Origin of the sequence: Natronobeatus ordinarius, assembly GCF_024362485.1 — an archaeon.
In the GTDB taxonomy this organism is placed as follows: domain Archaea; phylum Halobacteriota; class Halobacteria; order Halobacteriales; family Natrialbaceae; genus Natronobeatus; species Natronobeatus ordinarius.
This window is the reverse complement of record NZ_CP101456.1, coordinates 2,523,787-2,546,178: the sequence shown is the minus strand read 5'-3', so window position 1 is coordinate 2,546,178 and position 22,392 is coordinate 2,523,787. Positions and strand designations below refer to the sequence as shown.

General features: G+C 64.0%; 22 protein-coding genes. 16 read left to right on the top strand and 6 right to left on the bottom strand.

The window, feature by feature from the left end; all coding sequences use genetic code 11:
* Positions 1 to 47 precede the first annotated feature (47 nt).
* Both NMQ09_RS13020 and NMQ09_RS13015 read left to right on the top strand, forming a co-directional pair.
* Positions 48 to 407 carry a hypothetical protein gene (locus tag NMQ09_RS13020; protein WP_255191013.1) on the top strand — a complete coding sequence of 120 codons (360 nt, stop codon included), beginning with the start codon at positions 48 to 50 and terminating at the stop codon, positions 405 to 407.
* A gap of 106 nt (positions 408 to 513) precedes the next feature.
* The gene (locus NMQ09_RS13015) at positions 514 to 720 is read left to right on the top strand and encodes a dodecin family protein (RefSeq protein ID WP_255191012.1); all 207 of its coding nucleotides are present in this window, start codon (positions 514 to 516) and stop codon (positions 718 to 720) included.
* Between the two features lie 108 nt (positions 721 to 828).
* Here NMQ09_RS13015 and NMQ09_RS13010 read toward each other — a convergent pair whose 3' ends face one another.
* Entirely contained in the window at positions 829 to 1,404 is a 576-nt protein-coding gene (locus tag NMQ09_RS13010) for a MaoC family dehydratase (RefSeq protein ID WP_255191011.1), read from the bottom strand.
* A gap of 309 nt (positions 1,405 to 1,713) precedes the next feature.
* On the opposite strand from NMQ09_RS13010, the gene NMQ09_RS13005 reads away from it, so the two are divergent.
* From NMQ09_RS13005 to NMQ09_RS12995, 3 genes are all read left to right on the top strand, one after another.
* Complete coding sequence (locus NMQ09_RS13005; RefSeq protein ID WP_255191010.1) at positions 1,714 to 1,920, top strand: hypothetical protein; 207 nt, start codon at positions 1,714 to 1,716, stop codon at positions 1,918 to 1,920.
* Between the two features lie 158 nt (positions 1,921 to 2,078).
* Entirely contained in the window at positions 2,079 to 2,567 is a 489-nt protein-coding gene (locus NMQ09_RS13000) for a helix-turn-helix transcriptional regulator (RefSeq protein WP_255191009.1), read from the top strand.
* A 160-nt stretch (positions 2,568 to 2,727) separates the two neighbouring features.
* Positions 2,728 to 4,110, top strand: coding sequence for a CARDB domain-containing protein (locus NMQ09_RS12995; protein ID WP_255191008.1), 1,383 nt, complete (start codon positions 2,728 to 2,730; stop codon positions 4,108 to 4,110).
* Positions 4,111 to 4,401: 291 nt separating this feature from the next.
* Here NMQ09_RS12995 and NMQ09_RS12990 read toward each other — a convergent pair whose 3' ends face one another.
* From NMQ09_RS12990 to NMQ09_RS21180, 3 genes are all read right to left on the bottom strand, one after another.
* Entirely contained in the window at positions 4,402 to 4,905 is a 504-nt protein-coding gene (locus tag NMQ09_RS12990; protein WP_255191007.1) for a DUF7344 domain-containing protein, read from the bottom strand.
* A gap of 82 nt (positions 4,906 to 4,987) precedes the next feature.
* Entirely contained in the window at positions 4,988 to 6,445 is a 1,458-nt protein-coding gene (gene tnpC / locus NMQ09_RS12985) for an IS66 family transposase (protein ID WP_255191006.1), read from the bottom strand.
* A gap of 281 nt (positions 6,446 to 6,726) precedes the next feature.
* Positions 6,727 to 6,888 carry a DUF7563 family protein gene (locus tag NMQ09_RS21180; RefSeq protein WP_425607237.1) on the bottom strand — a complete coding sequence of 54 codons (162 nt, stop codon included), beginning with the start codon at positions 6,886 to 6,888 and terminating at the stop codon, positions 6,727 to 6,729.
* A gap of 671 nt (positions 6,889 to 7,559) precedes the next feature.
* On the opposite strand from NMQ09_RS21180, the gene NMQ09_RS12980 reads away from it, so the two are divergent.
* From NMQ09_RS12980 to NMQ09_RS12970, 3 genes are all read left to right on the top strand, one after another.
* Positions 7,560 to 7,886 carry a winged helix-turn-helix domain-containing protein gene (locus NMQ09_RS12980; RefSeq protein ID WP_255191005.1) on the top strand — a complete coding sequence of 109 codons (327 nt, stop codon included), beginning with the start codon at positions 7,560 to 7,562 and terminating at the stop codon, positions 7,884 to 7,886.
* Between the two features lie 494 nt (positions 7,887 to 8,380).
* The gene (locus tag NMQ09_RS12975; protein WP_255191004.1) at positions 8,381 to 8,656 is read left to right on the top strand and encodes a PadR family transcriptional regulator; all 276 of its coding nucleotides are present in this window, start codon (positions 8,381 to 8,383) and stop codon (positions 8,654 to 8,656) included.
* A gap of 191 nt (positions 8,657 to 8,847) precedes the next feature.
* On the top strand, positions 8,848 to 10,188 hold the full coding sequence (locus tag NMQ09_RS12970) for a DUF1616 domain-containing protein (RefSeq protein WP_345781266.1): 1,341 nt from the start codon (positions 8,848 to 8,850) through the stop codon (positions 10,186 to 10,188).
* 333 nt (positions 10,189 to 10,521) lie between these two features.
* Here NMQ09_RS12970 and NMQ09_RS12965 read toward each other — a convergent pair whose 3' ends face one another.
* The gene (locus NMQ09_RS12965; RefSeq protein ID WP_255191003.1) at positions 10,522 to 11,058 is read right to left on the bottom strand and encodes a DUF7344 domain-containing protein; all 537 of its coding nucleotides are present in this window, start codon (positions 11,056 to 11,058) and stop codon (positions 10,522 to 10,524) included.
* Positions 11,059 to 11,436: 378 nt separating this feature from the next.
* Between NMQ09_RS12965 and NMQ09_RS12960 the strand changes: the two genes are divergently transcribed.
* From NMQ09_RS12960 to NMQ09_RS12925, 8 genes are all read left to right on the top strand, one after another.
* Complete coding sequence (locus NMQ09_RS12960; RefSeq protein ID WP_255191002.1) at positions 11,437 to 12,015, top strand: acyltransferase; 579 nt, start codon at positions 11,437 to 11,439, stop codon at positions 12,013 to 12,015.
* Positions 12,012 to 13,124, top strand: coding sequence for a DegT/DnrJ/EryC1/StrS family aminotransferase (locus NMQ09_RS12955; RefSeq protein ID WP_255191001.1), 1,113 nt, complete (start codon positions 12,012 to 12,014; stop codon positions 13,122 to 13,124). The genes NMQ09_RS12960 and NMQ09_RS12955 overlap by 4 nt, the downstream gene beginning before the upstream one ends.
* Positions 13,114 to 14,133, top strand: coding sequence for a Gfo/Idh/MocA family protein (locus tag NMQ09_RS12950; RefSeq protein WP_255191000.1), 1,020 nt, complete (start codon positions 13,114 to 13,116; stop codon positions 14,131 to 14,133). Before NMQ09_RS12955 ends, NMQ09_RS12950 begins: the two co-directional genes overlap by 11 nt.
* Entirely contained in the window at positions 14,130 to 15,593 is a 1,464-nt protein-coding gene (locus NMQ09_RS12945) for a nucleotide sugar dehydrogenase (protein ID WP_255190999.1), read from the top strand. Before NMQ09_RS12950 ends, NMQ09_RS12945 begins: the two co-directional genes overlap by 4 nt.
* Before the next feature lie 180 nt (positions 15,594 to 15,773).
* A complete protein-coding gene (locus NMQ09_RS12940) occupies positions 15,774 to 17,417 on the top strand; it encodes an alkaline phosphatase family protein (RefSeq protein WP_255190998.1) in 1,644 nt (547 codons plus the stop codon).
* The gene (locus NMQ09_RS12935; RefSeq protein WP_255190997.1) at positions 17,417 to 19,459 is read left to right on the top strand and encodes an oligosaccharide flippase family protein; all 2,043 of its coding nucleotides are present in this window, start codon (positions 17,417 to 17,419) and stop codon (positions 19,457 to 19,459) included. The genes NMQ09_RS12940 and NMQ09_RS12935 overlap by 1 nt, the downstream gene beginning before the upstream one ends.
* 230 nt (positions 19,460 to 19,689) lie before the next feature.
* On the top strand, positions 19,690 to 21,240 hold the full coding sequence (locus NMQ09_RS12930) for an alkaline phosphatase family protein (protein WP_255190996.1): 1,551 nt from the start codon (positions 19,690 to 19,692) through the stop codon (positions 21,238 to 21,240).
* Positions 21,241 to 21,430: 190 nt separating this feature from the next.
* Complete coding sequence (locus NMQ09_RS12925; protein WP_255190995.1) at positions 21,431 to 21,730, top strand: hypothetical protein; 300 nt, start codon at positions 21,431 to 21,433, stop codon at positions 21,728 to 21,730.
* A gap of 116 nt (positions 21,731 to 21,846) precedes the next feature.
* Here the strand turns inward: NMQ09_RS12925 and NMQ09_RS12920 are convergent, their stop codons facing one another.
* Positions 21,847 to 22,314, bottom strand: coding sequence for a pyridoxamine 5'-phosphate oxidase family protein (locus NMQ09_RS12920; RefSeq protein WP_255190994.1), 468 nt, complete (start codon positions 22,312 to 22,314; stop codon positions 21,847 to 21,849).
* Positions 22,315 to 22,392 lie beyond the last annotated feature (78 nt).

Below are 22,392 nucleotides of genomic sequence, written 5' to 3'. Positions count from 1 at the left end.
GGTGTATGCCGCCGATAACTAACGGTATGCTCGTCGTTCGTTCAGCCATGGCGCTCATCGATAGCATCGTGGTCTTCGTCGTGAGCCTCCTGATCGGCGCGCTCGGCATTTACGTCGGGGCGAACCTTCTCGTCGACGCGCAGGATTACACGTACGCGATCGTCACCGCGCTGATCGGCGCGGTCGTGTGGGGGGTCGTCGGGTTCTTCCTGGGATGGATCCCGCTGCTCGGGCCGTTGCTGGTGTTCCTCGCGTACCTCGCAGTGATAAACGCCCGATACCCTGGCGGCTGGACGGAGGCGATCGGAATCACCCTCGTCGCCTGGATCGCCGTGTTGATCGTCCTGTACGTGCTCGCCCTCGCTGGACTTACGGCGTTCGACGCCGTGGGCGTCCCGGGCGTGTAGCGAGCACTTTCGGGCGACAACGTCACACTGGCGGTCGCAACGACTGCCGAGGCTTTTTTCACGCACCCTCGTCTCGAGAGACGGTCCGAACGACCAGTGATACGTAATGACCACAGTCAAAGTGATCAAAGTAATGGGAACGTCGGAAGAATCCTGGGAAGACGCCGCTGCCGAGGCGGTAGCGACCGCGAGCGAGACGATCGACGACATCACCGGAATCGAAGTCGAATCCAAGACCGCGGACGTCGAAGACGCCGAGATCGTCGAATTCAAAACGACCGTTCACGTCGCGTTCCCGGTCCACGGCGAATAGCTATCGGAACCGTTGAACGACAGTGCACAGCCGATCACGACCGTCGACGGTCATCCTCGTCGACGAGGTCGAGGCCGACTGCTCGGCTGTGACCGGGTGCAACTCGTGTTAACGAGTACTGTATCCCGAGTCGGTCTCGGGGGCGTCGTCGACCATAACGACCGCCTCCCCGTTGACGACGACGTCGGCTTCGTTCTCGACGATCGTCTCGAGTCGGTATCGGTCGCCACCGAGGCTCTCGACGACCTCGACTCTCGCGGTGAGTTCTTCGCCGATGGAGACGGGGGCGACGAACTCGAGATCCTGACTGAGGTACACCGTGAGCCCAGGTATGCGCGCGAGTGCAGCGCTGATGAGGCCGGAAACGAGCGTTCCGTGAACGATTCGCCCGCCGAAGCGCGTTTCTGTGGCAAACGCGTCGTCGAGGTGGAGCCGGTTGGTATCACCGCTGGCGTGGGCGAACGCTCGGACGTCCTCCTCGGAGATCGTTTTCGAGAACGTGACGACGTCACCAACGTCGATCGCGGTAGGCTCGTCGACCGTCCGGTCGTACTCCCACCGCTCGTGTTCGTGCTGGATCGATCGATCGACGGTGCCGCCGTCCTCGAGCTCCGATTCGGAGTCGTCGACGGACTCTTCGGGAACGCCGAGCGCAGCGAGCGTCGCCCGATTAGCCTCAAGCATACTCGAGACGGCGTGATCTGATGCCCGGTTCCAAGCTCTGAGCGTGTGTGTGAGCGGGGTCATCTGTCTGTCGCGTACCACGTGGAGCCGAAATCGTCGACGGGCGATTCTCCCTGGAATGGTACGTCGATACGGTATCGGCCCTCTTCGATGATAAGGATTTTGCACACAGCTGCCAAAAATTGAGTGCCGGTAAACGGGATATTTCTCTAATTCTATACTTACTGGCTAGAACGCGGACAGATTTGGGATAATCGTCACAAACGTCCAGCGCTGTTTATTCGGGGAGAAGGTGTCAGACGACAGTGCATGAATCGCACGATCATCGTCATCGTCGTCGCACTCACAGTGCTGGTAGCCGGCTGCGGCGGCCCAGGAGACGCACCGGAAGACGAGGACCTACCGGAGGAAGACCCCGGCGACCCCGCTGAAGAAGGTCCCGACGATCCAGACGAAAGAGACGATGAGGTCCCGTCGATCGGCCACAGTAGCCTGACGTCACTGGCAGTTATCTGAGGCCGAAAGTGTGCCGATCGAACGACCTGATATTCGTGATGACTTAAAGATAAAACAATATCAATATTATCTTTACAAAAATGCTTTGTGGCGGGGTAGCGTCGAGAACGAATACTGGCACAGCAGACTGGAGGAGAGGCCGATTATGAGTCCAAATTATGTATAACGTCGCCACCCCGTCGATCGACAGCTCGATTGGCACTCTCGGCCAGGTGATCGAATCGGCGGTGGCGTCCGTTCCGTGTGGCATCGGGTGGAGTTCGATCCTCGCGCTCGAGTTAGGTCCGCACCTGGTTGCCCTCCTCGGCATTGTCGCGCTCGCCCTCCTCGGCGGTGGGTTACTGATTCGAAATCGGTTCGACGAGTCGAGCTCGTCGATAGCGGAAACGCAGTCGGTGGCTCGCGAAGAGTTCATGACGGATCAGGAGAAGATACGACACCTCGTCAGGTCGAACGGCGGGCGGATGAAACAGTCGGCAATCGTCGACTCAGTCGACTGGTCAAAGGCCAAGGTGAGCCGGTTGTTAGCTGATTTAGAGGACGACGGTGAGATCACGAAGTTACGACTGGGACGTGAGAATCTAATCTGTCTCCAGGGACAGGAACCGCCGGCGTCGAAGTCCTCGGATGGGGCGGAAAGCGAGTGACCTGTTTTCGTGTTGGTGAGTGATCGCCAATAGACGTTTACGGATCCGAACGAACGACTGTAATCGTCTTCAGTGAGTGGCATTATTTCCTTTCTCTCCGTAATGGTTGTGTCGGTTTATGCGCCAAAACCACGATGAGCCTATGCCTTCACGGCACAACATGAACGCACGCAATCAGCTACTCGTCGTGGTCATTTCGCTGATGCTCGTGTGCTCGAGTGGGGTGGCGATGGCGGCGACGGCAGCGCCAGCAGCCACGAGCGTAGACGAGCACGACGACGACCCCGACGCACCCGGCGAGGACGAACCCGACACACCGGACGAGGAAGTTGACGAGCCCGAAGAGGAACCGATCGACGAACCAACCGAAGAAGCGCCGATAGAGGAGGTCACGATAACCGTCCACATCGAAGAGCTGAACGTCTTCCTGATCGACGGCCACGAGATGGTCGACGAGGAGATGCCGGTCGAGGATGACGAAGAGTACCCCGACGAGGAGGACGACGTTGAGGAGGAACACATCGACGACCGTGACGGGATCACGATCGAGCACGTCAGCGTCGTCGTATTCCTCGACGATCTAGACGAGATCATCGACGAAGAGATGCCGGTCGACGATGACGAAGAGATGCCGGTCGACAATAACGAGGAGGAAGAACCCCTCGAGAACGACGTCGATGACGAGGAAATGCCGGTCGAGAACGACGTCGATGACGAGGAAATGCCGGTCGACGATGATGCCACGGTCCAGGTTACCATCGAGCGGGTCACTGTCTTCGTGGTCCTCGATGACGTGGCGCCCGAAGAGCCGCCCGTTGAGGAGGAGCCTGAGGTCCCCGACGAGGAGGAGCCTGAGGTCCCCGACGAGGAGGAGCCTGAGGTCCCCGACGAGGAGGAGCCTGAGGTCCCCGACGAGGAGGAACCTGAAGTCCCCGACGAAGAGGAGCCTGAAGAACCCGATGAGGAACCTGAAGTCCCCGACGAAGAGGAGCCTGAGGTCCCCGACGAGGAGGAACCTGAAGAACCCGACGAGGAGCCAGCAGAGTCGTTCACCGTCGATGAACTCGATGCACCTGAGACCGCAGAGCTCGGGGAGACGATCGACGTCACTGCGACCGTGACGAATCCCGGTGACGAAGAGGCAACCCAGGACGTTCAATTCCGGCTCGAGGGGGATCTCATCGACTCCCAGTCGGTGACGCTGGACGCCGGTGAGACTGACGACGTGACGTTCGAGGTCGACACGACCGGACTCGAGGCCGGCGAGTTCGTCCACATGGTGCTCACCGACGAGTTCGGTCAGGTCGCGTTCATTGAACTGACCGAAGAGGACGAGATCGTGGATGACGAAGTTGACGACGAGGACGACGTAGTGGACGACGAGGACGACGTAGTGGACGACGAGGACGACGTAGTGGACGACGAGGACGACGTAGTGGACGACGAGGACGACGTAGTGGACGACGAGGACGACGTAGTGGACGACGAGGACGACGTAGTGGACGACGAGGACGACGAGCAGGCTGCCCTGCACCTGCTGTAACTACGCCGAACCCGACTACCGCGGTCTTTTTTGGTCTATCACGGCGATTAGCAGTCGGCGTGGTCACGTCAACCGCCTCGGGGCTTGTCCCCGGGGCTTGTCAGTAAACTCCGGGCACGAAACGGCGGGTCGGGAGCCGACGACGACGAGCGGGAACTCGCGTCCTCGAGAACGCCTGTTCGACTATTCGGCGACCGTTGCTCCGGAGCCTCGGCGACCGTCGTTCTGGAGGCGGTCAGTTGTCACCGCGGGTCCAACGGGTCCAGGGGACGCGACGGTCACTCTCGTCAGTTAGCTCAACAGACTGTAGAGACTGCTCGCGGCGACGGCCAGTAACACGAGTACGCTCCACATGACGGGATCGACGCTCGAGACGAGTGGGACAGTCGTTGCGGCGAGGACGATCAGCACGAGGCCGAGCACACAGAGACCGAGGTGGAGCTGCAAAATCGTCTCTTGACCATCGGTGTCGCCGTCGACGTACTGGTAGACCTCGTCGAAGTGCGGTCCGGGCTGGATCGTCTTGACCTCCGGGTCGTACTCGATCACGGCGTCCTCCTCGAGCTGTGGGAGGTGTGTCTGCTGGAGCGAGACGTAGACGCTCTTATAGAGGTTGTTGGGGACCGGTGTGGTGTCGGTTTCACCCTCGGCGATCGTCGTCGCGACGTCGGAAACGTCGACTCGCTCTTGATGTTCTGCGAGTAGCTGGACGATCGCCCGTCGCCTGTCGTTGCCGAGAATGTGGAAAATCTCGCTTTCAGCGAGTGATCCCGATCGACTCGTCTGTACAGACATACGTCAAGAAGGAGGGTCGCCCTGCTCGTTGACTCGTTGTAGTTGGATAGCGTGATCAGGACTCACCGGTTAGTGATGCCTCTCATCCTAATCTGAGTTCTTGCCCACCGAGGATGGACTGGAGCTGTTCAGGTGGATCAAGTCCTCGTCGTTTCCACGTGGCTAACATGGTCGTGATCGTCTCGTGAATCTGGACCCCTTCGGCTGAGCGGAGGGTCCGGAACATCTTCCGCAGCACCACTTGCTCGCGCAGAGCGCGCTCTGCGCGATTATTCGTCGAATCGACGTCTGGCTCTGTCACGAACGTCAGCCAGTGGCCTAACCCGTTCCTGATCTTCTCGATCAGTTTCTGAACCTCCTGTGACTCATACTCCTCCCTGATCAGCCCTTCCAAGTGTAACGACGCCTCCGCCCGCATCTGCTCGCGGGCGGAGGCAGACGGGTCCTCTTCGTCGAACGCCGTTAAGTCATCGTGGAGATCGTGCAACTCCGCAGAAAGCCACTCTGCTTCCTCATACCGCTCAGCAACGTACTCTGCCTCCCGTAACAGATGCGCCCAGCATCGCTGGAGTTTCGTGTGGTAGCTCCGGTACGCCGACCAGCCGTCACAGCTGAGCGTCGAGTCCTCGGCGAATTCCTCGCCGAGGACGTCCTCTAACACCTGGCTTCCACGACTCTCATCAACCCAGAACAGCACCTCTTCGTCAGTAACAAACGTCCACGCCCAGTGTTGCTCTCCATCAACAGGAAAGCCCGTCTCATCACAATAGACGACGTCACTCTCCCGAACACTGGCTTTGACGTCTTCATACGCGGGTCGCAGCCGGTCTGCGACCCGCTTGGTCAGGTTGTAGATTGTCCGGTGGGAGATGGGGAGATCGAGCTCCCACTCAAACAACTCTGCCTGCTTTCGGTTTGGAAGTCGCTGATGGAACCTTCCAAGGGCGGTTTGGGCCATGATATTTGGCCCAAACCGCCCGGTTTCCGGGCAGTCAGGATGTTCAGCAACGACCTCGTTTCCACAGGAACAGTGGTGTTTGCCGAGTTCGTACTCGGTGACAGTGGTTGGAATGGGGAGTGGTATATCGATAATCGTCCGTGAGACGTAGCTGTCCGGGTTAGAGAGTGTCTGCTCACAGTCTGGGCAATATCCCCGATCAACTCGAATAGTCTCCTCTGGTTCCGGAGGCGGTCGAGTTGTTCCCTCGTGACCTTCGTCACGTCCTGGAGAGGAGTCGCTGGCGGCGTCAGCGTCGCCGCCAGCGTCGTCCCCTTGGTCTTCGTTCTCTTCCTCGTCGCTGTCATCGTTGCCAGGTGATCCAGCCGCGCCACCCTGCTTACTGGGTGGTGTGTTTGGGTTTTCGTACCACTTGAGGCGTGCTTGCAGATTCTCGATCTGCTGTTGCTGTGCTGTGAGTTGACGACGGAGAAGACGGTTCTCGAACTCTTTGACTACGAGCTGCTGGCGGAGATGCGTACTGTCCTCAGCGCGGATCGCGGAATCTGTCGATTCCGGCGATCCGCCAATCCCCAGCGACACACTTGATTTACCATTGAGAGACCATTCATGAGACTGCTACGAAATCGGTCTGGCAGCAAGTCGCTATCCAACTACGACTCGTTCTCCACCACCTACCGTCATAGACGTACGTTGTTTCTGGAACAGAACATATGAAGCTAGTGCATGACCATTAATGGTGGTTTAAACTGTTCGGTGAGACGACGGGAGTCGACGCGACCAGCGTCGGATAGGACGGTGCCCGACGCCCAGGAACAGGACAAATCGAGTGGTCGTGAGTTCGAACTGTGACAGTTGCGGGCTCAATCTCCCGGGAGGTGTCCGCCAGATTGCATCTCTCGATACGTGGTGCACGCGGGACAGCCGTGGACTACGTCGCCGTTATCCCCGAAGACGCGCGCAAATTGCTGGGTCACGTGCGTTCCGCAGTTACGGCAGCGAGCGCCCGCTGTCGACTCTTCCATCGGTGTCCAGTTGTGGTGGGTTGGTGTCATGGGTTGTCGGTGAAGCTGGTCAGTGCGCGACACTCGAGTGAAACGAGCGAGTGCCGTGGTCGATCGCGCGTGTGGGTTCTGTCCGCTGGCGAACGCGCCCTGTCGAACGCACTCGAGGGGAGATGTCGTCTCCCTCGGTTGCGTGATTCGCCGGGAGAACGGCGACGGCACGTCGGTCGGTCGGACATCATGCTACCGGGGACGTCAGACGTGAATAAAGGACGTAGACTGTTCACCCGAGCGGTGGTTCAAGACGCCTGGTAAATTAGCCGTTTCCCGTCGTGTTCGGACTGGAGTTCCCGTTTCGGCGGGGTTTAACGTCTTCAGGCGTTCGTCGACGTAAACGTGAATTCAGTCGCTTTGTTCTGAGATTCGGCCGCCAAACGATCCGTTAGAATGAATGCTCCCCACCGAAACACCGCGTTTCTCCCTCGAAATAGTATATTTCGTCGGTGTACGACCGCCTTTCCCGATGTAAGGTACGGCGTTATAAAATACCATGTCGGGTTACCAGTACCATCGTTGGAGCACGCCTATGGCAACCGAACCGATCGGAGCAAGACCCCGTACTGGACCCGATTGTGCTCGGAGTACCGAGATCAGCTCTCTCCGAATCCCCGCTGTGATGGGTGAATGTGAACATGTCAAGTCAAGCAAATGACGCCGCGACGGAATCGAATTCGGCTCTCGCACTCGATGCCCTCGGTGATGAATGCGCACGGATCATCCTCGTCGCGACGAGCGAGGGACCACGAACCGCCAAAGAACTAACCGCACGAACCGACAGTTCGTCGGCGACGGTCTATCGGCGGATCAACAACCTCCTCGAAAGTGACCTCATCGCCGAGTGTATCCGGTTCGAAGAAGACGGCTCTCACACGACGGCCTACGAGGCAACCGTCGACCACCTCCGTGTCGACATCGATACCGGGGGGATAGACGTGACCCCGGTCCGATCGGACGAGTAGCGACGTCGGCCGTGATATCGTTCTCGTGAGACAGCGTTCACCCGATCACAGACAGGTGGCGCCCTCGACCCCGTTGCCGAGGCTGGTCGCCGACGTTCGTGGCCGGAGTGTGCACTGCCGTTCAACGGTGCCGCTCTCGTCGACGCTCGAGCACCCGTCGGATCACACACGAGCGAACCGACCGACGAGAACGTTCGACTGTGCCGACACGTTCCCAGTTTTCGACTGTTCGGAACGGATTGTGAGCCGCCGAGTCGATCGGTTGCGGAAATCGAACTCCCCACTCCGACGCGCTGTAACCGATGAAAACGAGGCATTCGACGATCCACGTTCGATGTGTCGTGTTCTCCCTCTGGGCGATCGTGTTGGTTTTGGTGTCACTCATCGAAACGACCTGATTCATTCGACGAAACAGTCGTGAAATGAGCCGTAAAATCCCTGTATGAAGCGGATAACAAATATCCAGTCAGCGGAACGGTCCACGTGATTGAGCAATGCACGACCTCACTGGGTTCCAGCGTGACCTGCTGTACGTGATCGCCGGCGCAGACCGCCCGTCCGGGCAGTCAGTCAAAGAAGAAGTCGAGAAGTACTACAGTTCGGAGATCAACCACGGCCGGCTGTATCCGAACCTCGACACGCTCGTGAACAAGGAGCTGGTCGAGAAGGGACAGCTCGACAGACGGACGAACTACTACGCGATCACCGAGGCAGGTGAGCAGCGGATCGACGAGCGACGCGAGTGGGAAGAGCAGTACGTCGAGTTCTAACCCGGAAGTCGTGCGTGGCGTCCGCTCGAGCGGTGTGGACGTCGATCTCCGGTTACTGGTCGTTGTCCCAGTAACAGAGACATAACAAAGCCGGTGACGAGTGATCGCTCCAACGATTCGAGAATGTCTGATACTCCGTCCGGTGGGAGAGCGAGCCGACGTCGAGCCGTGTGGCTGGCGGTGATCCGGCGATGAGTCTCCGGTCAGCGACGCGGACGCGACTCGGCTACGTTCGGCTCTATCCGGTGGACCTCGCGACGGTGTCGCTCGCGGCGGTCGCCGCCTACTTCCTCGTGACGACGTACGGTTCCGGGAGCACGCTCCGTCTCCTGGTGACGTTTCCGCTCGTCCTGTTTCTCCCCGGGTACGCGCTCGTTTCGTTTCTGTTCCCAGCGACGGCCAGGCCAGCCCGAGAGAACGCGCACAGTGACGCCGAGGGACGACCCGGCGGGATCGACACGGTAGAGCGGCTCGCGCTCGCGGTGGCGCTCTCGCTCGCGCTAGTTCCGATGATCGTGATCCCGCTCGCGCTCACCGAGTGGGGGCTGCACGCAGAGCCGGCCGCAGCCGCGTTCACGGCCGTCACCGTCGGCTTTGCGCAACTCGGCGTCGTTCGCCGGCTGCTCGTTCCAGAGCCCGAACGGTACACCGTCTCACCGCTTGCCGCCCTCGAGCGATTCCAGCGCAGGCGTGAGGAAGGGACGCTCGAGGCGGCGTCGTCGGTGGTGCTCGCGCTCGCGATCGTCGTCGCCGGCGTCGCGATGGCGGGCGCGTTCGCAGCACCGAACTCGGCGACGGGGTTCACCGAACTCGGTCTCTACACGGAAGACGAAGATGGCGAACTGATCGCTGGCGACCTTCCGTCGACCGTCGGGCCGGGTGAGGAGATTCCGCTCACCGTCGTCATCGAGAGCAACGAGGGTGAGACGGTAAACTACACCGTGGTGATCCAGGAAGAGGTGATTGAGGACGGCGAGGTGGTAGAACGGAACCACCTCACGGAGTTCGGTGCGTGGAGCTGGGACGGGGGCGTCGTAAAAGCTGACCGCAACGTCACGCCGACGGTGGACGAGGGAACGGTCCGGATCGCCGTCCTCCTCTACGAGGAGGACGCACCGGCCGACCCGACGAGAGCGAACGCCGACGAAGACGTCTACTTCTGGGTGACGGTCGGAGAGGACGTCGACGAACTGGCGGACGCGATCGATATCGGCGAAGAAACGGGCGATGCAGACGCTGGTGCTGAGGCTGACGGCGACCCCGACGAGGCTACCGACGCGGACGTCGACGATGACGGAACTGCGGATGTCGACGGTGGCGAAGACGAAGCCGATGGCGTCGGTGAAGACGGGGCCGATGGAGACGAGGTCGATGGTGATGACGTGGACGAGACTGATGACGTCGAGGAGGACGAGACTGATGACGTCGAGGAGGACGAGACTGACGACGTCGAGGAGGACGAGGACGACGATGGGGGTGGAGGTCTGGACGACCTCATCGGGTCACTGTTCGGTGACGACGAGGACGACTGATACCGCTCGAGTGGCAGGATCGCGCACTCCGTTTCTCGAGGCTCTGTTTCAGTTCGTTCTGGTTCCAGTCCCTGTGGGTCGTTTGGCCCCTCGGTTGGTTTCGCCCGCTTACTCGCCACGTTGGCGGACGAAGCGGCACGCAGCTGCTCGTGGCTCGTCAGGCCTGAACGAGTAGGTACACTCGGTAGCAGTCAGTCGGATTCACCTGGGAGCCAGCGCTGAGAGGGACGAACTCGTCCGTCACAACGCTGTGGAATCGGTCGTCGACTACTGACGAGAAACGAGAACCACGTCGATTCGACCGCCGCTCGAGCGCGCCCACGGCCTGCTGACTTACCGTCGTGAGGTGGAGCGGGGCAGCCCAAGGCCAGGTCGGCGAGCGGCGTGCTGGGCAGCGGCGACGGCCAGAACGGCCAGGCTCAACAAGAGGGCGACGATCGGGGCGGCCGCGGCCGAGAGCGGCCCGATCGAAAGGGCAGTCAGTCCGAGTGCGAGCGCGCCAGCGACCGAGAGCGACGCGTACAGGGTGTGCCAGGGCCGTTGCCGGTCAGGGCTTCGATCGAGGTACGGTTCGAACGTCTTCACGTTGGGCAGCAACTCGATCCGGTGACCGTCGGGGTCCCAGTCGACGATACCGTGATCCTCGAGCATCGGGAGGTGCGTCTGGTACAGCGAGATGTAGACGCGCCGACGTTGTGCCCGCGTCACGTCGTCGGCGTCGACGTCGTTCTCCCACGCCGCGACCTGTTCGACGAGCGGTGAGAGGTCACACGTTCCACCTCGTTGTTTCAGATACTGCACCGTCCGTCGACGACGGGCGTTGCTGAAGACGTCGAACAGCTCCGCCTGAGTGAGATTCTCGTCGGTCATCGGTCCCCTCGACTTCCTGTGAGCGTCCCCGTGGCGGCAATCATCGATATCTCACACAACCGACTGTGCGGGATACGCACTTTACTATCGGCCAGCTACCCCTGCGCAAGGACGTTATACCAGTTAGACGCAATGAAGGACTCGAGATCCAACGATTCAGGAGGATAACGACGAGTCGGTTCCAGGGGACCGCCGCCTGGCGGTGGTGACTGGATCGTCGATGTAATTCGATGCTACTGGCCAATCAGGTCGGGGATAACAAAGCGCCGTTACCGGATGTATCAGCACGATTGCCCCCTCTGGGTATCGATTTGCCATGACTCAACGGACACGGATTCACGACGAACCTGCTGACCTCGTCACTCGAGGTGATCGTCGATGACCGACGTCGTCTGCGGCGAACGGCCGGCGATCGACGACGGCGCGACGGTTGGCTACGGCGACTTCGAGGAACCGACGCGGATCGGCGACGACGCGACGATCCGTTCGGGGTCGATCGTCTACGGGAACGTGACGATCGGCGACGACTTCACTACCGGTCACGACGTGCTCGTCCGCGAAGAGACCACGGTCGGTGACGACGTGCTCGTCGGGACTAAAACCGTCATCGACGGGCGGACGACGATCGGCTCGAACGTCAGCCTCCAGACGAACGTCTACGTCCCCACCGAGACGACCATCGGGGACAACGTCTTCCTCGGCCCCGGAGCCGTCCTCACGAACGACGAGTATCCCATCCGCACCGAAGCCGACCTCGTCGGACCGACGGTCGAGGACGGGGCATCGATCGCGGCGAACGCGACGATCCTCCCCGGCGTTCGAATCGGCGAGAACGCCTTCGTCGCCGCCGGCGCCGTCGTCACCGACGACGTGCCGCCGGAGACGCTCGCCGTCGGCACACCAGCACGGACGCGACCGCTTCCGGAACCGCTCGAGGGACCCAACCAGCTCGCATGACCGACGTTCCAATCGCCGATCCCGAGGTGAGCGATCGGGCCCGTGAGCGGGTCGACGCGGTCCTCGAGAGCGGCTATCTGGCCGACGGCCCCGAGGTCAGACGCTTCGAGACGGCGTTCGCCGACTACTGTGGGACGGAACACGCCGTGGCGACGTCGAACGGAACGACGGCGCTGCAGACGGCCCTCGAAGCCCTCGGCGTCGAGGAGGGCGACGCGGTCGTCACCTCACCGTTCTCGTTCGTCGCGAGCGCGAACGCGATCCGTCTGGCGGGTGGGACACCCGTGTTCGCCGACGTCGGTCTCGAGACGTACGCGCTCGATCCCGAGCACGTCGAGGCGATCGTCGCCCGTCGCGACGACGTCGTCGGGCTCTTGCCCGTCCACCTCTACGGACTGGCGGCGCCGATGCCCGAACTACTCGAGATTGCCCGCGAGCACGACCTGTTCGTCCTCGAGGACGCCTGTCAGTCCCACGGCGCGGCGATCGACGGTCGGCGCGTCGGGAGCTTCGGCGACGCGGCCTGTTTCTCCTTTTACCCGACGAAGAACATGACGACCGGCGAGGGTGGAATGGTCACGACCGACCATGAGGCCGTCGCCGACCGTGCGGCGGGCTACATCAATCACGGCCGCGACGCGAACGGCGACGGCGGCTACGAGCACGTCGAACTCGGGCACAACCACCGGATGACCAACGTCGCCGCTGCCATTGGCCGAACGCAACTCGAGCGACTGCGGTCGTTCAACGCCGCCCGGCGCGAAACGGCCGCCTACTACGACGAGCACCTCGCCGGGCTACCGGTCGAGACGCCGACCGTTCCCGAGGGGTATCGACACGTCTATCACCAGTACACGCTCCGGGTCGAGGATCGGGATGCCCTCCGCGAGTCGCTCGCCGAGCGCGGCGTCGACTCGGCGGTCTACTACCCGACGCCGATCCACAGGCAGCCGGCCTACGAGAGCGTGAGCGCGGCCGCGACGGAGCTGCCGCGAGCCGAACGCGCCGCCGAGACGGTGCTGTCGATTCCCGTCCATCCGAATCTCACCACCGACGACCGCCACACGGTCGTCTCAGCGATCACCGACCACTACGACGATGAACCCTGATCAGTCCTCGACTCACTCGTCCTCGCTCCGCGCCGGCGTCGTCGGCGTCGGCTCGATGGGTGAAAACCACGCGCGGGTGTACAGCGAACTCAGAACGGCGGATCTCGTCGGCGTGGCCGACCTCGACGAGGAACAGGCCGAACGCGTCGCACGCGAGTACGGAACCGAAGCCCACTCGTTCGACCGACTGCTCGAGACCTGTGACGTCGTCACCGTCGCCGTCCCGACGGCGGCCCACCACGAGACGGTCGGGGCCTGTCTCGACGCTGGCGTCCACGTCCTCGTCGAGAAGCCCATCGCCGACACGCTCGAGGCGGCCCGTGACCTCGAGCGCCGCGCGCACGAGGCGGGAGTGGTGCTCCAGGTGGGCCACATCGAGCGGTTCAACCCCGCCGTCGAGACGCTCGCGGCGCTGGTCGACGACCTCGACGTGATCGCCGTCGAGGCCGAGCGACTCGGTCCGCCCGTCGACCGCTGTGGAGACGACGGCGTCGTCCTCGATCTGATGATCCACGACGTCGACGTCGTCCGGTCGCTGCTCGGCGCCGATCCCGAATCGATTGCCGCCATGGGTACCGACGACGGCGAGTACGCGACTGCGAAACTCCAGTACCCCGGCGGCGTGATCGCGTCGTTCACGGCGAGCCGCGTCACCCAGAAGAAGATCCGCCGACTGACGGTCACCGCCCGCGAGTGCCTCGTCGAGGTCGACTACCTCGACGGGTCGGTACTCATCCATCGCGACTCGTTCCCCGCGTACGTCACCGACGACGGCCGAAACCGGTACCGCCACGAGAGCGTCGTCGAGCGCCCGCGCGTCGACAACGGCGAGCCGCTACGCCGGGAGCTCGAGTCGTTCCTCGAGGCAGCGAGAACGGGGGCCGAGCCGGCCGTTCCAGCGGTGGACGGCATCCGCGCGCTCGAGACGGCCCAGGCGATCGATCGACTCGTCGCGGCCGATCGAACGCACGTCGCCTCGGGGACCGAACTCGAGGTGCGTTCGCGATGACGGACGGCGAGGCTCCCGTACGGCTGTACGGATCGAACGCCTCCGACGCCCGCCAGCGGGCGGCGTTCACGTCGGGTACGGTTCCCGTCGCCGTCTACGGTCTCGGGAAGATGGGGCTTCCCCTGTCGGCCGTCTACGCCGAAGTGACGGGCCGGGTGACGGGCGTCGACGTCGATCCGGCCGTCGTCGAGGCGGTGAACGCCGGGGAGTGTCGCGTGGTCGGCGAACCCGGCCTGCCCGACCTCGTCGAGGAGCAGGTCCGGCGCGGTCGACTCCGCGCGACGACCGACGGGGTGGCGGCCGCGACCGAGGCGAGCGTGCACGTGATCATCGTCCCGACGTTGCTCACCGACACGCGCGAACCAGACCTCTCGACGGTCGAGTCCGTCGTTCGGGATATTGCTGCCGGTCTCTCGCCGGGTGACCTCGTGATCGCCGAGTCGACGCTCCCGCCCGGCACCTGCCGGGAGGTAATCCGGCCGGTTCTCGAGGAGCAAAGCGGACTCGAGCGCGGCTCGTTCGGCGTCGCGTTCTGCCCCGAGCGGACGGCCACGGGCTCTGCGTTACGGGACATCCGTGGGCAGTACCCAAAAGTCGTCGGCGGCGTCGACGCGGAGAGTGCTCGCGCCGCGTCGCTCGTCTACGGTGAACTCACGCACAACGAGGTCCACGTCGTCTCTGATGCGACGACCGCGGAGGCGGTGAAGGTGTTCGAGGGCGTCTACCGCGACGTCAACATCGCGCTCGCTAACGAGTTCGCCCGATTCGGGGACGACCGTGGCTTCTCGGCACGGGAGGCCATCGAAACCGCGAACCGAGTCGAGTACTGTCACGTCCACGAGCCGGGGCCCGGCGTCGGCGGCCACTGCATCCCGTACTACCCGTACTTCCTGTTTTTCCGGACCAACGAGCCCATGGCGCTCACGCGAACGGCACGGGACGTAAACGAGGGGATGCCCGCCTACACCGTCGAGGTTCTCGCCGACGCACTCGCCACGGCGGGCCTCGAGCTCGCCGACGCCTCCGTGCTCGTCCTCGGACTCACCTACCGGGCTGGCGTCGAGGAAACCCGCGCGTCGCCCGCTCTCGAGATCGTCGAAACGCTTCGCGAACGGGGTGCGGACGTGTACGCGACCGACCCGCTCGTCGATCCGGCCGACTACGGCGCAGAACCCGTCGACGTAGCCGAACTCACCGCCGCCCACCGTTCGTTCGACGGAATCGTCCTCGTCACCGCCCACGAGGCGTTCGACTCGATCGACTGGGACGCCCTCGAGCCCGCCCTGATCCTCGACGGGCGGGACGCCCTCGAGCGCAAGGACGACGACCGACTCACGACCCTCGGCGGCTCGGCGGGGAACCGGCCGCGCGTCCTGAAGCCCGACCACGAACGCCCCGTCGCGCTGGAGCGCACGGACGGTGGGGCCGAGTCGGAGGCGGAACCGGACCGCCGCCAGTGACGCGGTTATCTGCGGCTCCCGTCGAGTAGGCACCCCCAACAGGAACGCGGTCGACGCCGTCCCACCCGTCGTCGACTGAAGCCGCTCGATAACAAAGGGTGAATCCGTCCACCCCTCACCCGATGAACGGTACGACCGACGGTAAGCGATTTCTGAACTCGAGGGATCGGTGGTGAGCCGATGAAGACCGTCGTCCTCGGCTTCGACGCGCTCGACGTTCGGTATCTGGATCGGTACGCCTCCTCGCTTCCGAACCTCACCGCGCTTCGTGACCGAGGGATCGAGGCTCCGCTCGAGTCCACCCACCCGCCGTGGACCGGGAGCGCCTGGCCGTCGATGTACACCGGGGTCGATCCGAGCTATCACGGCGTCTACGACTTCTTCGACTACGACGGCTATCCGGACGAGGGACGGCTCGTCTCGCGGGCCGACGTCCGTCAACCCGCCATCTGGAACTACCTCTCGGCCGAGGGAATCGCCTCGATCGTGTCGAACGTCCCCATAACCCACCCCGCAGAGCCGATCGAGGGCGTGCTCGTCCCCGGCTACCTCGCCGCGGAGGACGAGCCGGGCCACCCCGAAGGGATTCGCGACGAACTCTCTTCGGCGATCGGCGAGGCGTACACCGTCTACTCGAGCGGCGAACTCAGCAGCGACTCCGATGAGAAGTTCGCGGGCTACCTCGAGTTGCTCGATCGCCGGCGACGGGCGGCCCGCTGGCTGCTCGAGAGCCACGACTGGGAGTTCGCCTTCTTCCAGCTCCAGAAGACCGACGCCGTCTTCCACAACTTCGACGACGACGACCACTTCCGGGTGATATACGAGGCCGCCGACCGCCTCGTCGGCGACGTCCTCGAGGTCGTCGACGAGGAGACGAACGTGATCGTCTGCTCCGATCACGGGATCGGCCCCGTCACGGGCTATCAGATCCACGTGAACGAGGTGCTCGCCGAGCACGGGCTCGTCGAGGCGACCGACGAGACTGACGATGGCCTCTGGCTCGGCCCCGAAAAAGCGGCCCTGATGGGTGAGACGGGGGCCGACACCGAGACGGAACCCGATTCGGCGGGGCGAAGCCCACTCGAGCGTACGGTCCTGGCCGGCAGTCGCGTCGCGTCGGGGCTCGGGATCGAGCCGGGCCACGTCTACGGGGTCGCAGAGCGGTTCGGCCTCGAGTCCGCGCTCGTCCGACTCGCCCCCGACGTCGTCCGGGAGGTGGCAGGCAAGAGCGTCGACTGGCGAGCCTCCCGGGCGTACTGCCCGAGCAAGACCCAGCTGGGCGTCCGGATCAACCTCGCCGGCCGCGAACCGGAGGGTATCGTCTCCCCCGACGAGTACGAGGCCGTCCGCGACGACGTGATCGAGCTCCTCGCTGGCCTCGAGACGCCCGACGGCGAGCCGGCGTTCGAGTTCGTCTGCCGGCGCGAGGCGGTCTTCGACGGGCCGTACGCCGAGGACGCCCCAGACGTCCTGTTCCGACCCGCCGGAATGGTCCACACCGTCTCGACGAAGCTCTACGGCCAGCGATTCGTCCCCGTCGACGATCACGATCACCAGGTCGACGGCGTGTTCCTGGGGGTCGGGCCCGGCTTCGCGGACGGGTACGAAGCGGACCGGCTCTCGCTGACCGACGTCGCGCCCGTGACGATGGCGCTGCTCGGCCGGCCGGTACCATCTCGGATGACGGGGACGGTTCCCGACGGGCTGCTCGACGAGCCGGTAGACCGGGCCGAGTACGGTGACGTCCCCTACGCGACCGGCGCCGCCCCCGAGGACGACGAGGACGACGTCACCGAGCGACTCGAGGACCTCGGCTACCTCTGATGGCGGATCGCACGCGCGAGCTGTCGGCGCTGCTCTCGAGTGCCGCCTTGGTGCTGGTCGGCGGGATCATCGCCTCGGTGGCGAAACTCGGCGAGCGGGTGGTGATCGGTCGGCTGCTCTCGCCCGACGCCTACGGCGAGGTGAGCGTCGGACTCGCGCTGCTCACGTTCACGGTGACGTTCGCGCTCGCGGGGACTACCCAGGGTGTCTCCCGGTACGTCCCGCGATACGAGGATCGGACGGATCAGCGGGGCGTCTGGGTCAGCGGCCTGCTGGTGGCGGGGACGCTCGCTCTGGTGGGCGCGCTGGGGCTGTTCCTCGCGGCCGAGTGGCTCGCCGCGACCTTTTTCGAAACGGCCGAAGCGGTGACGTTCGTCCGGCTGCTCGCGCTCGCGCTGCCGTTCACCGTCGGCTTCCGGATCGCTGTCGCGGGGATCAGGGGCTATGAGAACACCGTGTTTCGGACCGTCGCGGAGGACTTCGTCGATCCCTTCCTGCGAATCGGTCTGATCGGCCTCCTGTTGCTCGCCGGGATGGGGATCGTCGCCGCCGGCGTCGCCTACCTGCTCGCGGCCGTGGCGACGTTCCTCGTCGCTCACCTGCTGTTCGCGCGGCTCATGCCGCTTCGCGGCCCGTTCCGTACGCACACGCGAGAACTCGTTCGCTTCTCCGCGCCGCTCGTCGTCTCCACCGTCGTGGGCGTCATGCTCACCCGGACGGACACGCTCATGCTCGGCTACTTCCGCAGCTCTTACGAAGTCGGCATCTACGACGCCGCCTATCCGCTCGCGAACGGGCTGCTCGTCGCGCTCACCGCCTTCGGCTTCCTCTACCTGCCGATCGCCTCTCGGCTCGACGCCGACGACGACCGCGACGCCGTCGACGACATCTACGCCACGACGACGAAGTGGGTGTACGTGCTCACCTTCCCGGCGTTCTGTCTGTTCGTCGTCTTCCCTCGAGACGTGATTCACCTCTTTTTCGGCCCCGCCTACACCGACGCCGCGCTCGTGTTGCCGATCCTCGCGACCGGTTTTTTCCTCTCGGCCGCCGCCGGAAGAGATCGAGAAACGCTCTCGGCCGTCGGCGCAACCACCTGGATCGCCGTCGGCAACGTCGTCGGCCTGACGCTCAACGTCGTCGTCAACCTCCTCTTGATCCCCCGCTATGGCTACGTCGGCGCGGCGGTCGCCTCGGTGACGTCGCTGATCGCCCTCCACGGCGTCATCTGCGCCATCCTCGCGATCCGCTATGACATCACGCCCCTCTCGCCGGCCGCCACGCGGGCGTACCTCTCTCTCCCCGTCGTCTTGCTCCCCGCCGCCGTCCTCCTCTCGCCGTGGCTCTCGGTCTCGATACTCACCCTCGTTCCGTTCCTGGTCGTGGCCGGACTCGCCTCTCTCGCCGTCGTCGGCCTTGCCGGGGGCCTCGAGCCCGACGACGTGGTCGTCCTCGACCTACTCGAGGAGGCCGCCGGATTCGAGTTCCCGTACGTCCGCCACTGGATCCCCGACTCACGGGAGACCGAACCGCTCCTCGCCAGCGTGCGAGCACACCTCTCGACCGGATCCGAGTATCTCACGACCGGACTCGAGCACCTGAGAGAGCGGCTCTCGACGGGCGTCGATCGATCGGCGACGCTGTTGCTCGTCGTGGTAACGCTGGCGGCGGTCGGTCTCTCGAGCGCCGCGAACCGGCTCGGAGATCGACTCGAACTCGACCGCGATCGCCTCGGCGACCGTCTCTCCGCCGATCTCGAGCGCTCGAGGGCGTGGCTCGTCCCTCGTCTCCGGCACGCGGGCAAACGGCTCTCAGACGGGCTCGAGCGCTCGCGGGCGTGGCTCGTCCCTCGCCTCCAGCACGCGGGCGAACGACTCTCGATCGGTCTCGGGTACGCCCGTGCGCAACTGGCCGACGCCTGCTACCGCACGAAACGGGTTCTGGCGGTGGCTCTCGAGCGGACGCGAGAGCGGCTCGCTGCCGACCTCGGCTACCTCAAAGAGCGAGTGTTGGCGGACCTCGAGCGCTGGCGTGACCGGTGAGCCCTCGTCACAGTCGCCGTCCTCGACGGTGGAGAACGGAGACGATACCTGCTGGTAGCGGCCCCCCGAAATACCGCTAAGCGGGGGCTGAACCCGTCGTCGACGCCAGAAACACGTCGATAACAAAGGAACGGGGCGCACACTCCTCGATCGATGACCCGACTCGAGGGTGGGATCGCAGCGGCCGACGATGGACGCGTACTGCGCCGACCGAACACGACGAGGCACGAATGAGGACGGTCGTCATCGGTATCGACGGACTCGGCGTTCGCCACCTCGATCGGGACGCGTCGTCGATGCCGACCATCACCGGGTTGTGCGACCGGGGAATCGAGGCACGGCTCGAGTCCACCCACCCGCCCTCTGTCGGCTGTGCCTGGCCATCGCTGTACACGGGATGCGAGCCCAGCCACCACGGCGTCTACGGCTCGCTCACGTACGACGCCTACCCGAGCGACCCACAGCCTGCCTCTCGCATCGACGTCCGTCGGCCCGCCATGTGGGACTACCTCTCGAGTGAGGGGACGTCCTCGGTGGTGTTGAACGTCCCCGTGACACAACCGGCTGATCCGATGAACGGCGTGCTCGTCCCCGGAGACTCGCCGGCTGGAACCGAACCGGCCCACCCGATGGGGATCCGGGACGAACTCGCCGACGAACGTGGTGATCCGTTCACCGAACCGCCAACAGACGAACGGACAGGCGTCGAGACACTCGTCGACTCGGTCGACCGGCGTCGTCGTGCGGTCAGCTCGCTCCTCGAGCGAACCGACTGGGAACTCGCCGTCGTCCGGCTCGACGAACTCGAGACTGCCGTCGGTGAGGCCGACGACGCGAGCGAACTCGAGCCGCTTTACCAGGCCGTCGATGCGTTCGTCGGTGGCGTCCTCGAGACCGTCGGCGAGGAAACCAACGTCGTCTGCTGTTCGACACGCGGTGTCTCTCCCGTCGCCGGCTATCGCATCGCCATCAACGAAATCCTCCGCGAGGTCGGCTTTCTCGAGCCGACCGACGGCGGCGAGCCGCCGACGCCCTCGTTTCAGATCGGCCAGGGTGACGGTCGCGAGCACCGCGGGCCGATCGAACGGGCGCTCCGGGCCGGCGACCGCGTGATGGCCAGATTCGGACTCGAGTCCACACTCGCCGAGTTCGTCGACGGGTCGTCCGATTCGACCAACGACCGGATCGACTGGTACTCGTCGATCGCGTACTGTCCCGACGAGACCTGCATGGGCGTTCGAATCAATCTCGCCGGCCGCGAACCGTACGGGAACGTGCCGCCGTCGAGATACGAATCAGTCTGTGACGAACTCGTCGAGCTCCTCACGGCCCTCGAGACGCCAGACGGCGAGCCGGCGTTCGAGTTCGTCTGCCGACGCGACCACCTCCACGAGGGGCACTTTTTCGAAGGCGCTCCGGACGTCTGCTTCTTGCCGAAGGGGATGAACCACACCGTCTCGGCGGCACTGTCCGGTCGGCGGTTCGAATCGATCGACACCGTTGGACTCGGGTTCGAAGGGGTGTTCGTGGGCACGGGGCCCGGATTCACGGGGACGGCCCCCACACGCCGACTCTCGCTCGTCGACGTCGCGCCCATTACGATGGCGTTGCTCGGTCGTCCCGTCCCCTCGCTGATGACCGGTTCGGTTCCCGACGGGCTGCTCGTCGATCCGGCGGTCCGGGCTCGCTACGACGACCTCGTCTACGGCGCGGCGGCGACGGACCCGCTCTTCGACGACGGCGACGTGGGAAGCCGACTCGAGGACGCAGGATACCTCTGACGAATCCCGTCGCGGCTCGTGCGTCGGGTCCGAAACGCGCATCGTGCCCCGACCAGCAGGAACCTGACAGGGCATCGGCTCCCGGCCCGCAGGGATTGGACAGCGTTCGTGAACGGTACTGCCCCCCTTCTAAGAGCCCTGTATATCGAGGACCGATGTCTATCACGACGGCAACACCACCTGGGGTACAATGATCGAAACCGATGCGCTGATCGCCGCGATCGCGAACGAGACGCGGCGACAGATACTGATCGCGCTCGCCGAGGCAGGGCCGGCGCGGCCGATCGACGTCGCCACGCTCTGTTCGCGACTCGACGTCGACGACGACTCGAGCACGATGATCCGCATGCATCACGTCCACTTGCCGCTGCTCGACGACCTGGCGGTCGTTCGGTGGGATCGGACGGCGAACGAGGTCGAACCGGGACCGCGACTGAGGGAACTCGGGCCGCTGTTGAGCCACTCCTCTGCGCACCTCGCCCGGCTCTGATACCGGCTGTTGTCAGGCATTCCCGAAAACCGCAAGTCGGCCCGCGATCCGGTACTCAGTTCCGACAGACAGGATGTGCTGGCGATCGACGACCCACCACTGTGCAGCGCAGTGCCCTACTCTGCGCTGACAGCCTCGCGGTCGACGTCCGTCCGTCGACCGTTCAGCCCGTCCGGCTCGAGCTCGTAGAGGACGATGTCGAGATTCGATTTCTCCGCCCCCCAGATCTCGAACAGCGGGCGTTTGGCAGCCCCGTACTGCTCGATCCGGTCGACGGTCAGCTCCGCCGGATCGATCGCCGTGAGCGTGCCGGTCGCGACGACGCTCAGGTAGGTCGATTCGGGCGCCTCGTCGTACACGACGAGGCGCGCCTGCGGTGACGAACCGAGAAACTGGCGCTTCTCGCTTTCCGGCGTCGACACCAGCCGAAGGTAGAACGTTCGACCGGTGGCGTCGTAGCCGTACGAGATCGGAATCGCGTACGGTTCGTCCCCTCGAGCGAGGGTCAACACCCCGGTTTCTCTACGTCCGAGGAACTCGTCGATCTCCCCGTCGGTCATTTCGGTCTCCTCGGCGAGTGTCATGGTCGTATACGTCCAGAACGTTCGCCTACGCTTAAAACTGTCTTATATGGTACTTGGTCCGATCGACTCGACTTCACC

Bases quoted from the DNA above. Each gene is read 5' to 3' on its own strand.
- NMQ09_RS13020 (WP_255191013.1), top strand. From the start codon at position 48: ATGGCGCTCATCGATAGCATCGTGGTCTTCGTCGTGAGCCTCCTGATC.
- NMQ09_RS13015 (WP_255191012.1), top strand. From the start codon at position 514: ATGACCACAGTCAAAGTGATCAAAGTAATGGGAACGTCGGAAGAATCC.
- NMQ09_RS13010 (WP_255191011.1), bottom strand. From the start codon at position 1,404: ATGCTTGAGGCTAATCGGGCGACGCTCGCTGCGCTCGGCGTTCCCGAA.
- NMQ09_RS13005 (WP_255191010.1), top strand. From the start codon at position 1,714: ATGAATCGCACGATCATCGTCATCGTCGTCGCACTCACAGTGCTGGTA.
- NMQ09_RS13000 (WP_255191009.1), top strand. From the start codon at position 2,079: ATGTATAACGTCGCCACCCCGTCGATCGACAGCTCGATTGGCACTCTC.
- NMQ09_RS12995 (WP_255191008.1), top strand. From the start codon at position 2,728: ATGAACGCACGCAATCAGCTACTCGTCGTGGTCATTTCGCTGATGCTC.
- NMQ09_RS12990 (WP_255191007.1), bottom strand. From the start codon at position 4,905: ATGTCTGTACAGACGAGTCGATCGGGATCACTCGCTGAAAGCGAGATT.
- NMQ09_RS21180 (WP_425607237.1), bottom strand. From the start codon at position 6,888: ATGGAAGAGTCGACAGCGGGCGCTCGCTGCCGTAACTGCGGAACGCAC.
- NMQ09_RS12980 (WP_255191005.1), top strand. From the start codon at position 7,560: ATGTCAAGTCAAGCAAATGACGCCGCGACGGAATCGAATTCGGCTCTC.
- NMQ09_RS12975 (WP_255191004.1), top strand. From the start codon at position 8,381: ATGCACGACCTCACTGGGTTCCAGCGTGACCTGCTGTACGTGATCGCC.
- NMQ09_RS12970 (WP_345781266.1), top strand. From the start codon at position 8,848: ATGAGTCTCCGGTCAGCGACGCGGACGCGACTCGGCTACGTTCGGCTC.
- NMQ09_RS12965 (WP_255191003.1), bottom strand. From the start codon at position 11,058: ATGACCGACGAGAATCTCACTCAGGCGGAGCTGTTCGACGTCTTCAGC.
- NMQ09_RS12960 (WP_255191002.1), top strand. From the start codon at position 11,437: ATGACCGACGTCGTCTGCGGCGAACGGCCGGCGATCGACGACGGCGCG.
- NMQ09_RS12955 (WP_255191001.1), top strand. From the start codon at position 12,012: ATGACCGACGTTCCAATCGCCGATCCCGAGGTGAGCGATCGGGCCCGT.
- NMQ09_RS12950 (WP_255191000.1), top strand. From the start codon at position 13,114: ATGAACCCTGATCAGTCCTCGACTCACTCGTCCTCGCTCCGCGCCGGC.
- NMQ09_RS12945 (WP_255190999.1), top strand. From the start codon at position 14,130: ATGACGGACGGCGAGGCTCCCGTACGGCTGTACGGATCGAACGCCTCC.
- NMQ09_RS12940 (WP_255190998.1), top strand. From the start codon at position 15,774: ATGAAGACCGTCGTCCTCGGCTTCGACGCGCTCGACGTTCGGTATCTG.
- NMQ09_RS12935 (WP_255190997.1), top strand. From the start codon at position 17,417: ATGGCGGATCGCACGCGCGAGCTGTCGGCGCTGCTCTCGAGTGCCGCC.
- NMQ09_RS12930 (WP_255190996.1), top strand. From the start codon at position 19,690: ATGAGGACGGTCGTCATCGGTATCGACGGACTCGGCGTTCGCCACCTC.
- NMQ09_RS12925 (WP_255190995.1), top strand. From the start codon at position 21,431: ATGATCGAAACCGATGCGCTGATCGCCGCGATCGCGAACGAGACGCGG.
- NMQ09_RS12920 (WP_255190994.1), bottom strand. From the start codon at position 22,314: ATGACACTCGCCGAGGAGACCGAAATGACCGACGGGGAGATCGACGAG.